The sequence below is a fragment of the Dyella dinghuensis genome (genome assembly GCF_003977615.1).
Classification (GTDB): domain Bacteria; phylum Pseudomonadota; class Gammaproteobacteria; order Xanthomonadales; family Rhodanobacteraceae; genus Dyella_B; species Dyella_B dinghuensis.
Genome location: NZ_RYZR01000007.1, coordinates 71953 through 84882 on the forward strand (window position 1 = coordinate 71953; position 12930 = coordinate 84882).

At 58.8% G+C, this 12930-nt stretch carries 10 protein-coding genes and 1 rRNA gene; 6 read left to right on the forward strand and 5 right to left on the reverse strand.

The window, feature by feature from the left end; genetic code table 11:
* Positions 1-5: 5 nt before the first annotated feature.
* A complete protein-coding gene (locus EKH79_RS14235; protein ID WP_126674512.1) occupies positions 6-2357 on the forward strand; it encodes a phosphomannomutase/phosphoglucomutase in 2352 nt (783 codons plus the stop codon).
* A 40-nt stretch (positions 2358-2397) separates the two neighbouring features.
* Here the strand turns inward: EKH79_RS14235 and EKH79_RS14240 are convergent, their stop codons facing one another.
* The 3 genes from EKH79_RS14240 to EKH79_RS14250 all read right to left on the reverse strand — a co-directional run bounded on the left by EKH79_RS14240 (position 2398) and on the right by EKH79_RS14250 (position 4307).
* Complete coding sequence (locus EKH79_RS14240) at positions 2398-3045, reverse strand: DUF4124 domain-containing protein (RefSeq protein WP_126674513.1); 648 nt, start codon at positions 3043-3045, stop codon at positions 2398-2400.
* Positions 3046-3136: 91 nt separating this feature from the next.
* Positions 3137-3784, reverse strand: coding sequence for an orotate phosphoribosyltransferase (gene pyrE, locus EKH79_RS14245; protein ID WP_126674514.1), 648 nt, complete (start codon positions 3782-3784; stop codon positions 3137-3139).
* A gap of 28 nt (positions 3785-3812) precedes the next feature.
* A complete protein-coding gene (locus tag EKH79_RS14250) occupies positions 3813-4307 on the reverse strand; it encodes a GNAT family N-acetyltransferase (protein ID WP_126674515.1) in 495 nt (164 codons plus the stop codon).
* 48 nt (positions 4308-4355) lie between these two features.
* Between EKH79_RS14250 and EKH79_RS14255 the strand changes: the two genes are divergently transcribed.
* The 3 genes from EKH79_RS14255 to EKH79_RS14265 all read left to right on the forward strand — a co-directional run bounded on the left by EKH79_RS14255 (position 4356) and on the right by EKH79_RS14265 (position 6835).
* A complete protein-coding gene (locus tag EKH79_RS14255) occupies positions 4356-5126 on the forward strand; it encodes an exodeoxyribonuclease III (protein ID WP_126674516.1) in 771 nt (256 codons plus the stop codon).
* Positions 5116-6417 carry an AmpG family muropeptide MFS transporter gene (locus tag EKH79_RS14260; RefSeq protein ID WP_425478508.1) on the forward strand — a complete coding sequence of 434 codons (1302 nt, stop codon included), beginning with the start codon at positions 5116-5118 and terminating at the stop codon, positions 6415-6417. The genes EKH79_RS14255 and EKH79_RS14260 overlap by 11 nt, the downstream gene beginning before the upstream one ends.
* A gap of 133 nt (positions 6418-6550) precedes the next feature.
* Entirely contained in the window at positions 6551-6835 is a 285-nt protein-coding gene (locus tag EKH79_RS14265) for a hypothetical protein (protein ID WP_126674517.1), read from the forward strand.
* Between the two features lie 19 nt (positions 6836-6854).
* Here the strand turns inward: EKH79_RS14265 and EKH79_RS14270 are convergent, their stop codons facing one another.
* Both EKH79_RS14270 and EKH79_RS14275 read right to left on the reverse strand, forming a co-directional pair.
* Positions 6855-7982 (reverse strand): anhydro-N-acetylmuramic acid kinase, encoded by a 1128-nt coding sequence (locus tag EKH79_RS14270; RefSeq protein ID WP_126674518.1) that lies wholly within the window; start codon positions 7980-7982, stop codon positions 6855-6857.
* 8 nt (positions 7983-7990) lie between these two features.
* Positions 7991-9436: an OapA family protein gene (locus EKH79_RS14275; RefSeq protein ID WP_126674519.1), complete on the reverse strand. Its 1446-nt coding sequence runs from the start codon at positions 9434-9436 to the stop codon at positions 7991-7993.
* A 211-nt stretch (positions 9437-9647) separates the two neighbouring features.
* Here EKH79_RS14275 and tyrS point away from each other — a divergent pair, with 211 nt between their 5' ends.
* Together tyrS and EKH79_RS14285 are read left to right on the forward strand one after the other, a co-directional pair.
* A complete protein-coding gene (tyrS, locus tag EKH79_RS14280; protein ID WP_126674520.1) occupies positions 9648-10859 on the forward strand; it encodes a tyrosine--tRNA ligase in 1212 nt (403 codons plus the stop codon).
* A 453-nt stretch (positions 10860-11312) separates the two neighbouring features.
* Positions 11313-12859, forward strand: a 16S ribosomal RNA gene (locus EKH79_RS14285).
* Positions 12860-12930 lie beyond the last annotated feature (71 nt).

The window sequence follows — 12930 nt, forward strand, 5'->3', positions numbered from 1 at the left end:
GGGGCATGGCGATGAGCGGCGCACAATTGCGTTTGCCGAATGTGCAGGTGCGATGGGACAGATTGCTGATGCTCGCTGGCGGCACCTTGCTGCTGGCCTTTGCCGTGTTTTGTGTCTGGCAAACATGGTTGATCGGCAATCAAGGCGGTGCCATACGACAAATCCATGCCGCGCAGGATGATGCCGTGCGCGTGCTTGGCGAAGAAATTTCCACGCTGCACGATCAGGCGAATTGGGCCGTTTCCGCTGCGGATACGAGCGGTCTTCCGGGAACTTCGGATGCGGTGCTTGCAGCGCTCAAGCAGCGATTGCCACAAGCCAGCAACGTGGAGCTTTACAGCGGCGGCCTGGACGAAGTGCTGCACGCGAACTACCACGACTTTGGCTATGCGAAAGCCGCGCAACTGATGGCCGCGCCTGACGCGGAAGGTGCGCCGCCAGTTCAATCGCAGACCAACAAGGGCGTGCGCCGCCTCACCATGGTGTTGCCGCTGGGCTCGCAACAAAAGCCGCTTGCATGGGCGTGGATCGAATTTCCTTTCGCGCCGCTGGCTGATCGATTCAACAACCTCGCCACGGGTGGTGGGCGGCTTGAGCTGCATCAGAGCAGCGATCGCGGTGAGAATCTGCAACTGCTGGCGCATGGCAGTTCGGCCGCCATCGACGCCGAGCCGGACGGCAAGCCCGTCCCGGGCAGCAGCTTTAACGTGGTGGCTGTTTTGCCCGGCGCCTACATCGTGTTGCCGCAGTCGGTGCCTATTGCGATGGTTTTGAGCCTGCTTGGCCTGGCGGCTGCCGTGGGTCTGTTTTGGTTGTACGCGCGCACATCGCCGACGCGTCGACGTGTTGTCGCTTCTGTTGAGGAAGAAAGTTTGTCAGACGTTATTGCTAAACAACCTGCGCCCGAACCTGCCGTGCCAGTCGTTCGTCCTGCCGCGCCGCGGCCGATCGCCAAGCCGCCTGCAGCCGCTCCGGTTACGGTGGACCCCACCATTTTCCGCGCCTATGACATTCGCGGTGTCGTGGGCAAAAGTTTGACGGCGCCTGTCGCCAAGCTTCTTGGTCAGTCGATCGGCACCGTCATGCGCGAAAAAGGTTTGCGCGAAATGGTGGTGGGGCGCGATGGTCGTCTTTCCGGTCCGGAACTTGCGGGCGCGTTGTCCGATGGTCTGCGTGCAGCGGGCATCGATGTCATCGACATCGGCGCAGTGCCGACGCCAGTGGTGTATTACGCGGCCTTTCGCTTCAATACCGGTTGCGGTGTTGCGGTAACGGGCAGTCACAACCCGCCCGACTACAACGGCTTCAAGATTGTGGTGGGCGGAGAGACGCTTTCGGAAGATGCGATCCAGGATCTCTACCAGCGAATCGTCACGAATGCGCTGGAAAGCGATGACAAAGGCAACCTGCGCCATGTAGACGTGGTGCCCGACTACATCGAGCGCATCACATCGGACGTTCAGACCGAGCGCAGGCTTAAACTCGTCGTCGATTGCGGCAACGGCATTGCTGGCGCTATCGCGCCGCAGGTGCTCGAAGGCATCGGTTGCGACGTGATTCCGTTGTATTGCGAAGTGGATGGAAACTTCCCCAATCATCATCCCGATCCATCCGATCCGCACAATCTTGAGGACCTGATCCTCTCGGTAAAACAGACGGGTGCGGATCTTGGCATCGCCTTCGATGGTGATGGCGATCGCCTGGGCGTGGTCACGCGCGCCGGCGAAATCATCTTCCCGGACCGCATGCTGATGCTGTTCGCGCGCGATGTGCTGTCGCGCCAGCCGGGTGCCACAATCATCTATGACGTGAAGTGCACCGGGCATCTGAAGGGCCAGATCCTCGATGCCGGCGGCAGCCCGCTGATGTGGCGCACGGGACATTCGCTGATCAAGGCGAAAATGCGCGAAACGGGCGCAGAGCTGGCCGGCGAAATGAGCGGCCACTTCTTCTTCAAGGAACGCTGGTACGGCTTCGACGACGGCATCTATTCCGGCGCGCGTCTGCTGGAAATTCTCGCTGGCGACCTCGAAGGCCGCACGCCCGAGCAGATCTTCGCCACCTGTCCGAAAGGTGTTTCCACACCGGAGCTCAAGGTCGAGATGGCCGAGGGTGAGCACTATCGCTTCATGGAGAAATTCCGTGAAAAGGCGAGCTTCGGCGACGCGACGCTGGTGACCATCGATGGTGTACGCGCCGATTGGCCGGATGGGTGGGGATTGGTACGTCCGTCCAATACGACGCCGATCCTGGTCTTGCGCTTTGATGCCGACAATGCCGAAGCGCTCAAGCGCATCCAGGATCTGTTCCGCTCACAGATGCTGGCGGTCGATCCGACGCTGAAGTTGCCGTTCTGAAACCAGTGCAGCGGGTGACGTTGCGTCGCCCGCTCTGCCATCAGTAACCGCGCTCGTCCTTTTCCTTAGCCCTGAGGTCGCGATAGTGCTGCAGGTCTTGCGCCTGCTGTTGCACGACGGTCTCACGATTGGCCTGTTGACGATGCAGTAGCTCGCGTTCGTTGGCGACAACGTTGCGCTGTGCGGCGATCTGATCGGCAAGCGATTTCGGTATGGCTTGCTTCGCACGTTCATTGTCAGCGGCACGATTGAGCAGATCCGTCAGTGCGGCATCCTGCGTATGCAGATTGACGCGCGTCGTGGACATCTGCTCGTCGAGACTTTCCAGGACTTCCTGCTGCTGTTGCTTCAGCGCATCCTCGTCGGGATAGGTGTTCAGCAGATTCAGATCTTCGCGCTTGCGTGCCTCGATGGCGCTTTGCTGGGCCGCTTGCGCAGCTGCTTGTTTTTGCGCGGCGGCGCGTTCGGCCGGAGTCATGACGCGTGAAACGTGGGTCACGACCTGGCCGTCGTTGTTGATCACGTCGTAGCCGAACCGCACGGCATCATCCGTGAGGCTGTCGCTGAAATGCGTCTGGCCACCGGTGTCTACCCAGCGGTAATGAACCTTGGCCGTCGCCTGTGCAAAGGCCACCCCGACGAGACCGAGCGAAAAGACAACGGACGTGATGAACACGAATCGACGCATGACTCCCTCCTCGTCCCAGTATAGCCGCGGGTTTTGACAAGATGGACGGCAGGTATGCGCCAACGTGACTGAATTCACTGCAACGGGTGGTTCATTCCTTCACGCCATAACGTTCGCGGTAGGCGAGCAGGCGCTCGTGCTCGGCCGCAAGATCCGGCCGTTCGCCAGCGTAAGCAAGTACGTCGCTGAATCCCGTGATGGCCACCACCGGGATACCGTAATCGCGCTGCACTTCCTGCGCGGCGGACAGATCGCCCTGGCCCCGTTCCTGACGATCCAGTGCGATCAGCACGCCGGCAGGCGTAGCGCCTTGCGCACGAATCAGCGACAGGGATTCACGCACGGCCGTACCGGCCGTCATCACATCGTCGACGATCAGCACGCGACCCTTCAGTGGTGCACCCACCAGCACGCCGCCTTCGCCATGGTCCTTCGCTTCCTTGCGGTTATAGGCCCAGGGCAGGTCGCGGCCATGTTCGTCGGCGAGTGCCATCGCCGTTGCGGCGGCAAGGGCGATACCTTTGTAGGCGGGGCCGAACAGCATATCGATCGCCAATCCGGAATTGACCACCGCGGCGGCATAGGCGCGGCCAAGCCGGGCCAACGCCGCGCCCGAATCGATGCGTCCCATGTTGAAGAAATACGGACTCTGACGGCCGGATTTGAGCGTGAACTCGCCAAAACGCAGCACATCGCGCTGCAGGGTCAGTTCGATGAAGTCGCGCTGATAGTCGTGCACGGGGATTTTCTCTTGGGGTCGTCGAAGTTCAGGGCAGCTCTCGCCACAGCAAGTGTTGCGGCCCGGCTCGCCCGCCATGGTACAGCTGTCCGGTATCGATGAAGCGGGCGCGCAGATACAGGCGCAGCGCGGCGAGGTTACGACAGTTCACCAGCAGCACCAACAATTGCGCGTGCGGGTGGCGCGTGGAGAGATCGTCGATAGCGGCCGCAAGTGCTCGCGACGCGAGTCCTTGTCCCTGCCATCGGTGATCGATGAAAAAGGAACGCAGGCCCACCGCAGGGCGGTCGTATTCGCGCTCGGCGATGCTCGCGGCGTGCATTTCAATCCGGTAATAGCCGATAGGTTCATCGTTCCGAAGAATGACCATGGGCGTGCTGCCGGGACAGCGTTCGGCGTCGTCCAGCGAAGGTGCGATGTCGCTGACGAAATCCCGCTGCGGTGCGGTGACGCGCAGTTGCAGCAGGGCCGGCCGCCAATCGGGCGTGACCTGCATAACACGGATGGCGGCTGACTTCTCCATGATTGCTATGATGGCGCATCACACGAGCAACGCCCAACAGGAACGCCCATGCGCATCGTCAGCCTGAACGCCAATGGCATCCGCTCCGCCGCGAACAAAGGTGTGTTCGAATGGCTGCGAAAACAGCGCGCAGATGTCGTCTGCCTGCAGGAAACCAAAGCGCAGGAAGACCAGTTGACCGATCCCATGTTTCGTCCCGACGGGCATCACTGCTTTTATCGCGACGCCAGCAGCAAGAAGGGTTACAGCGGTGTCGCCATCTACGCCAAGCGCGAGCCCGACAAGGTCATCACCGAACTGGGCTGGGATGCATTCGATAACGAAGGTCGTTACGTCGAAGCGCGCTTTGGCAATCTGAGCGTGGTGTCGCTGTACGTGCCCTCCGGATCGTCGGGCGACGAACGCCAGCAGTTCAAGTTCAAGGTGATGGAGTGGATCACGCCGATCTTTGACAAATGGCTCAAGAGCAAACGCGACTACGTCATTTGTGGCGACTGGAACATCGTGCATACCAAGGACGACATCAAGAACTGGAGCTCCAATCAGAAAAATTCCGGTTGCTTGCCGGAAGAGCGCGCGTGGCTGGATATGCTGTTCCACAAGCGGGGATGGGTCGACAGTTTCCGCGCACTCAAGCCGGATGCGGTGGAATACACGTGGTGGTCCAATCGCGGCCGTGCGCGCGAAAACAACGTGGGATGGCGTATCGACTATCAGGTTGTGACGCCGTCACTGCGTGATCGCCTCAAGCATTGTTCCATCTACCGCGACGAACGCTTCTCCGATCACGCGCCTTACATCGTCGACTATGCCGACTGAGTCCGTGGCTTCACCGGCGGCCAAGCCATCCATATGGCGCTCGTTTTCGCAGCCCGCTGCGTGGACGCTGTGCCTGTTGGGGTTCTCTTCTGGATTGCCGTTTTTGCTTGTCGCGGGAACGGCTGCGTTTTGGTTGAAAGAAAACGGCATCGTGCTGGCCGATATTACGATGATTGCCAGTGCGGGCATGACGTATGCGTTCAAATTTCTCTGGGCGCCGTTGCTCGATCATTCGCGGCTGCCATTTTTCGGTCGGCTGGGTCAACGCCGAGGCTGGCTGTTGTTCGCGCAGTTAGGCGTGCTCATCGGATTGATGGGTATGGCGGTATTAACGCCGCATCAACTTCCGCTGTTCGTCGTTGCGACTTTGCTCGTGGCTTTTATGGGTGCCACGCAAGACATCGCGATCGATGCCTATCGTATTGAGATTGCACCCGCGTCGGCGCAAGGCGCGCTGGTGGCGACCTATTCACTGGGGTATCGAATCGGGTTGTTGATGGCCGGTGCAGTGGCGGTGATCCTTGCCGATCACATCGCATGGACGTTGGTCTACGTGTTCATGGCGGCGTTGATGGTGGTTCCGATCATCACCACGCTCGTGATGCGCGAGCCGGATGTGCGCCATCCGACACCCCACTCATGGCGTGGCGCCATGCAGGAAGGTGTGATCGATCCTTTCGCGGATTTCTTTCGTCGCTACAGCTGGAAGCTTGCGCTCCTGCTTCTGCTCTTCATTTTACTGTTCAAGGTTCCTGAGCAAGCCATCGTAGGCGGCGTGATGAGCCCGTTCTATCGCGACATGGGTTTTTCCAAAACCGAAATTGGAGCGGTGACGAAGATCTATGGTGTCTGGATTGGTATTGCCGGTGCATTCGTGGGTGGTGCGGCCGTCGCGCGCTGGGGCGCATGGCGTACGCTTGGCGTGGCGATCGTGTTGGAAAGCTGCAGCAACTTGCTTTACACGTTACTGCTCACGCGACACGGTGAGCTATCCATCCTTACTCTCGCGATTTCCGGTCAGAATTTCGCGGAAGGTTTGCTGGGGCCGCCGACGGTGGCGTTTCTGTCGTTGCTCGTGAATCGCCGGCATACAGCGACGCAATACGCGTTGCTGAGTTCGCTGGTGAATCTGCCTGGAAAAGTGCTCGGCTTCTTCGCGGGCGGCATTGTGACGGCGCTCGGATACGGAAGTTATTTCCTGATCACGGTGCTTTCCATACTGCCCGCCATGCTGCTTTTTGGCTTGCTGTGGCCACGTTTTCGTCGTGAGCAACCCGACGCAAACAGTTAACTAAACGCCTTTAGCGACGCATTCACATCGCAATTGCCAACTGGCCCACGAATCGCCGCCATGGTGATTGCTCACGGACGCAGCGTTGGCGACCATCCAGTCACAGGGGCTACGTGGCACGGAGTGGAGCCATATGCCGGATATCATGATTCGACACATCGACCGCCTTATGGTCGAGCGCATAAAGATGCTGGCGAAAGAACGTCAGTTGGCAGTCAACGACGTTGTGCTGCAGGCGCTTCGCCACGGTTTGGGTGTTTCCGAGAGTGCAGGCCTGCTTGCAGAAAGTTCGCGCGAGTCGAAAGAGCTCGCTGCGCCCGCCAACGAGTGGGACGCAAGCGAGCAGGCAGCCTTCAAGGAAGCGATGCAGGCACTCTCCGTGGCGCGCCCCGAGCAGCTTGCGACGGGACGTCGCTGATCTCTCGTCGATCGATGGATCAGCGGAGTGCGCGGGGTGCTGCGTAGATCGCGCCCAATATCCGCAATCCGCTTGCGCCGGTCACGGCAGGCAAGTTACCCGGCAATCCGAGCAGGCGCTGCCGGGCAAGCCACGCAAAAGCCGTGGCTTCCAGATAATCCGGATCGACGCCTTCATCCGCGGTGCTACGCAGCGCGCGCGGTTGCAACAATGCGCCAAGCCGCTGGACCAGAACGTTGTTGTGTACGCCACCGCCGCACATCAGCACATCGGAGGCGTCAGATGCATGTTGCACAATCGCATTCACAACACTTCGCGCGGTGAGTTCGAGCAGCGTTGCTTGAACATCGGCGGCCGATCGACTTATCGATTCCAGTTGCGCATCCAGCCACGCAAGATGAAAGTGTTCACGCCCCGTGCTTTTCGGCGGTGGCAACGCGAAATAGGGATCCTGCAGAAGCGTGGCGAGAAGTGTTTCATCGACGCGACCGCTCGCCGCGAAAGCACCATCCCGATCGAACGCTTCGCCGCGATGTCGCAAGCACCACGCATCGAGCAGCCCGTTCGCCGGCCCCGTGTCAAAGCCGAGCACGTCACCGTTCGCCGAAAGCACAGTGATGTTGGCGATGCCGCCAAGATTGAGCACCACACGCGTATGACCAGGTTTAGCCAACAGCATGGCATGGACGGCAGGTAATAGCGGTGCACCCTGTCCGCCGGCTGCGACGTCGGCACGACGAAAATCCGCCACGACATCTATATTGCTGCGTTCGGCGATCACGCTCGCATCGCCAATTTGCAGCGTGAAAGGGAAATCGCCTGTTGGCCGATGACGGATGGTCTGGCCGTGCGAGCCAACAGCACGCACCGACGCCGATGACGTCCCGCTCTGCTCAAGAAGTTCCTGCACGCTATCGGCAAAAACGCGTCCGATCGCCACGTCGAGGCGACAGTAATCATCCAGGTCGAGTTTTGCTTCGCCCTGCGCGACACGCAGAATCTGCGTGCGCAACGCATCCGGCCACGGATGCGTGAGCGCATGCACAAGCTTGGGTGTGTTCTGCTCGAATCGCACCAGCGCGGCATCGATGCCGTCGGCGCTGGTGCCGGAAATCAGACCGATGTAAAGCGCCGAAGCGTCATCCACGTGATGGCTCAGTCGTCGCTGCGCTTGGTGGAATCAGCGCGCGCAAGCTTGTAGTTGTTGTCGATTTCCATCAAGCGTGCAAGCTGCGGCTTCACCGCGTTGCTCTGGAACATCGCCATTTGCGCGCCGGCCAGTGGCTCCGGCTTGGGCAGCGTCACCGTTTGCGGATTGCGCTGTACGTTGTCAACGCGGAATTCGTAGTGCAGATGGGGGCCGGTCGCCAAGCCCGTCATGCCGACGAAACCGATGATGTCGCCTTGGTGCACGTGTTGACCGATGTGTTCTGTCGCAAAGCGAGACATGTGCCCATACGCCGTGCTGATGTGCGAATCGTGCTGGATGATCACAAAGTTGCCGTAGCCATTCATCCATCCGCGGAACTTAATCACGCCATCGCCAGCAGCGTGAATCGGTGTGCCCGTTGGTGCGGCGTAATCGACACCTTTGTGCGCGCGCATCAAACCAAGAATGGGATGCATACGCGCCGCGCTGAAGGGCGAGGAAATACGCGTGAAATCCACCGGAATGCGCAGGAAGGATTTCTGGATCGGGCGACCGTCTTCGCTGAACCAACCGATGCTTCCATCGGCGCGCTTGAAGCGATACGCCGTATAACGATGGCCTTGGTTGACGAACTCGGCTGCCACGATATCGCCTTCGTGCAGATACGCACCGTCGCGATACACGGTGTCGTAAACCACGGTGAAGCTGTCGCCCACGCGCAAGTCCTGCACGAAGTCGACGTCGTACTTGAACAGGTCGGCGAGCTTGATCACCATCGCGTTGCTCAGGCCTGCTTTCGCAGCCGCCGCAAAGAGCGAATCGTCGATCACGCCGTGTGCAACCTGCTCACGCGCTTCGACGGTGCGTGCGACGATGGTTTCGGCAGGCGTGGCACCGTCGAGGCGGATCACAGCACGTGTGGCTTCGTCCTTGTCAAAACGAATGCCTTCAAGGCCACCGTTGCGACCGATCAGGAAATCGAATTCCTGACCCGGCTGAATATGATGCAGCGCAGATTTTGCATCGCCTGCGCTGTCTACAACGTGTTGCAGATCCGTCAGGCTCAAACCCTGGCTCTGGAAAATATCGGAAAGCGTTTGACCGGGACGAACCTGCACTACGCGCCAATCTTCCACTGCAGGTGCCTTGAGCGTGGGGGCTTCGATCTTCGGCAGAGCGAGCGGGAGCAGTGTGTGTTCAACGGGCTCGATCGCGGTGGGCTTCATCGCGGTTGCCCACGCAGGAATCAGGAAGCCGGAAAGCAACGTGATCAACAGCGCGGTTGCCGCGAGCATCCAGCGTTCGCGATACCAATGAATAGGCGTGCCTTCACTCTGGCGGTTGAACGACCAGTGCGAGCAGTGCTGGTAGAAGTGTGAGTGGCGGCGTTGGGCCTTGCGGCGGATGGCCTGTTTGCGCGCGGCGCGCGCGTCGAGCTTGCCTTCAGCCATCGCTAGCGGACCTTATTCTTATTATTCATCGTGCGACCGCCCCCGCGGTACAAAGTATCAATTGCCGCGTACCATAACGACCTTGTGCAAAGGGCGTCAATGCCTTTTCCATCAATGGTTTGCATGATGTTTCCGGTTAACGCACAATTAACGGTATTGACGGTGGCCATCACCTATTTGGCTGCCTAAGCAACTAAATCACGAGGAATACATGAACGAGCTTGACCAGGCCCTTGCCACCATTGCGCGAGGCGCCGACGAGATCATCAAAAAGGAAGAGTTGGTCGAGCGACTCAAGCTTGGGCGTCCACTTCGCATCAAGGCGGGCTTCGATCCGACCGCGCCGGATTTGCACCTAGGCCACACCGTGCTGCTCAACAAAATGCGGCAATTCCAGGATCTCGGGCACCAGGTGATTTTTCTGATCGGCGATTTCACCGGCATGATCGGCGATCCAACCGGCAAGAACGTTACCCGCAAACCGCTCACCCGCGAGGATGTGCTGGCGAATGCGGAAACGTATGCGGAGCAGGTTTTTAAGGTATTGGATCGCGAAAAAACCGAGCTGCGCTTCAATTCCGAATGGTTCGGTCAGATGACCGCGACGGATATGATCAAGCTCGCCGCGCAGCACACCGTGGCGCGTATGCTCGAGCGCGACGATTTCGCCAAGCGCTTCGCCTCGCAGCAGCCTATTGCGATTCACGAATTCCTGTATCCGCTCACGCAGGGGTACGACTCGGTCGCGCTCAAGTGCGACGTCGAGCTTGGCGGCACGGATCAGAAATTCAACCTGCTGATGGGACGCGCGCTGCAGGAGCATCACGGTCAGCCCCCGCAAATCGTGTTGACGATGCCGCTGCTCGAAGGCCTCGATGGCGTCAACAAGATGTCCAAATCATTGGGCAACTACATTGGCATCAACGAGCCGGCGATCGATATCGTCACCAAGACGTTGAAGATCGGCGACGATCTGATGTGGCGTTGGTTCGAGCTGCTGAGCTTTGACGTGTCGCTCGATGAGCTTGCGCAGATGAAGCGTGACGTAGCGAGCGGCGCACTCAATCCGCGCGATGCAAAGCTGCGTTTAGCACGCGAACTTGCCGCGCGTTTCCATGGTGCGGCCGCGGCGGAACAGGCTATTGCAGGCTGGCATGCGGTCGTGCGCGGCGAAGGCGATACCAGCCTTTTGCCACTCACCGAAATTGCCGTGCCGGTAGAAGGCTTGCGTTTGCCAGCATTGCTCACAGCCGCAGGCCTTACGCCGAGTAACGCAGAGGCAAATCGCAAGCTCAAGGAGCGTGCGGTGCGCATCGATGCGGAAGTTGTCGAAGATGCGCAGCGGATGTTCACGCCGGGATTCGAAGGTGTTCTGCAGATCGGCAAGCGTAATTTCGCGCGCGTATTGCTGACACAGGCGTAGCGAGCTTGAGTGCGACGATGCAGATCGTCGCGCCGGATATGTCACGCATCGACGAAAGCGATCGTCATCGCACTACGCGAAAAAATTTTTTCGCGCAATCGCTTGCCAAACGTGCAATCGCTCCCTAGTATTCGCCACCCCGCCGTTGCACCTCTTCCGCTCGGCAATCTCCTCAGCAAAAAAGCATCGCTGAGGGTGTTGACGGAAGTCGGAAGAGATGTAGAATGGGCGGCTCACCCCGGACGAAACGTCCCCATGGGGCGGCCTCGTAAGAGGTTGGTAGAGACGATCTTTGACAGTGTGCGCAGGTGACTTGTGTGGGCGTCTTGCGATGGAAGGGAAACCTGTCCAATAAATGCAAGCGTCTAACCTAAGAGTCAATTCAAAAAGCTGACGTTTTACGGTTAGGACAACGCTTCAGAAAGATAGAGTGTCTTCGGACATTCGAAAACTTAAGTGAAGAGTTTGATCCTGGCTCAGATTGAACGCTGGCGGCATGCCTAACACATGCAAGTCGAACGGCAGCACAGTCGTAGCAATACGATGGGTGGCGAGTGGCGGACGGGTGAGGAATACATCGGGACCTGCCCAGACGTGGGGGATAACGTAGGGAAACTTACGCTAATACCGCATACGTCCTACGGGAGAAAGCGGGGGATCAGCAATGACCTCGCGCGGTTGGATGGACCGATGTTCGATTAGCTAGTTGGTGAGGTAATGGCTCACCAAGGCGACGATCGATAGCTGGTCTGAGAGGATGATCAGCCACACTGGGACTGAGACACGGCCCAGACTCCTACGGGAGGCAGCAGTGGGGAATATTGGACAATGGGCGCAAGCCTGATCCAGCAATGCCGCGTGTGTGAAGAAGGCCTTCGGGTTGTAAAGCACTTTTATCAGGAGCGAAATACCATCGGCTAATACCCGGTGGGGCTGACGGTACCTGAGGAATAAGCACCGGCTAACTTCGTGCCAGCAGCCGCGGTAATACGAAGGGTGCAAGCGTTAATCGGAATTACTGGGCGTAAAGCGTGCGTAGGCGGTTTTTTAAGTCTGCTGTGAAATCCCCGGGCTCAACCTGGGAATGGCAGTGGATACTGGAAAGCTAGAGTGTGATAGAGGATGGTGGAATTCCCGGTGTAGCGGTGAAATGCGTAGAGATCGGGAGGAACATCAGTGGCGAAGGCGGCCATCTGGATCAACACTGACGCTGAGGCACGAAAGCGTGGGGAGCAAACAGGATTAGATACCCTGGTAGTCCACGCCCTAAACGATGCGAACTGGATGTTGGTCTCAACTCGGAGATCAGTGTCGAAGCTAACGCGTTAAGTTCGCCGCCTGGGGAGTACGGTCGCAAGACTGAAACTCAAAGGAATTGACGGGGGCCCGCACAAGCGGTGGAGTATGTGGTTTAATTCGATGCAACGCGAAGAACCTTACCTGGCCTTGACATGTCTGGAATTCTGCAGAGATGCGGAAGTGCCTTCGGGAACCAGAACACAGGTGCTGCATGGCTGTCGTCAGCTCGTGTCGTGAGATGTTGGGTTAAGTCCCGCAACGAGCGCAACCCTTGTCCTTAGTTGCCAGCACGTAATGGTGGGAACTCTAAGGAGACTGCCGGTGACAAACCGGAGGAAGGTGGGGATGACGTCAAGTCATCATGGCCCTTACGGCCAGGGCTACACACGTACTACAATGGTCGGTACAGAGGGTTGCAATACCGCGAGGTGGAGCCAATCCCAGAAAGCCGATCCCAGTCCGGATCGTAGTCTGCAACTCGACTACGTGAAGTCGGAATCGCTAGTAATCGCAGATCAGCTATGCTGCGGTGAATACGTTCCCGGGCCTTGTACACACCGCCCGTCACACCATGGGAGTGAGTTGCTCCAGAAGCCGTTAGCCTAACCGCAAGGAGGGCGACGACCACGGAGTGGTTCATGACTGGGGTGAAGTCGTAACAAGGTAGCCGTATCGGAAGGTGCGGCTGGATCACCTCCTTTCGAGAACGACAGATCCTCTGTCGTAAGACGTCCACACAAGACACCTGCACATCCGCACGCCGACGGCGTGA

What these genes read in the sequence shown, in the direction of transcription:
- EKH79_RS14235 (WP_126674512.1), top strand. Translation starts at nt 6, where the DNA reads ATGGCGATGAGCGGCGCACAATTGCGTTTGCCGAATGTGCAGGTGCGA.
- EKH79_RS14240 (WP_126674513.1), bottom strand. Translation starts at nt 3,045, where the DNA reads ATGCGTCGATTCGTGTTCATCACGTCCGTTGTCTTTTCGCTCGGTCTC.
- EKH79_RS14250 (WP_126674515.1), bottom strand. Translation starts at nt 4,307, where the DNA reads ATGGAGAAGTCAGCCGCCATCCGTGTTATGCAGGTCACGCCCGATTGG.
- EKH79_RS14255 (WP_126674516.1), top strand. Translation starts at nt 4,356, where the DNA reads ATGCGCATCGTCAGCCTGAACGCCAATGGCATCCGCTCCGCCGCGAAC.
- EKH79_RS14260 (WP_425478508.1), top strand. Translation starts at nt 5,116, where the DNA reads ATGCCGACTGAGTCCGTGGCTTCACCGGCGGCCAAGCCATCCATATGG.
- EKH79_RS14265 (WP_126674517.1), top strand. Translation starts at nt 6,551, where the DNA reads ATGCCGGATATCATGATTCGACACATCGACCGCCTTATGGTCGAGCGC.
- EKH79_RS14275 (WP_126674519.1), bottom strand. Translation starts at nt 9,436, where the DNA reads ATGGCTGAAGGCAAGCTCGACGCGCGCGCCGCGCGCAAACAGGCCATC.
- tyrS (WP_126674520.1), top strand. Translation starts at nt 9,648, where the DNA reads ATGAACGAGCTTGACCAGGCCCTTGCCACCATTGCGCGAGGCGCCGAC.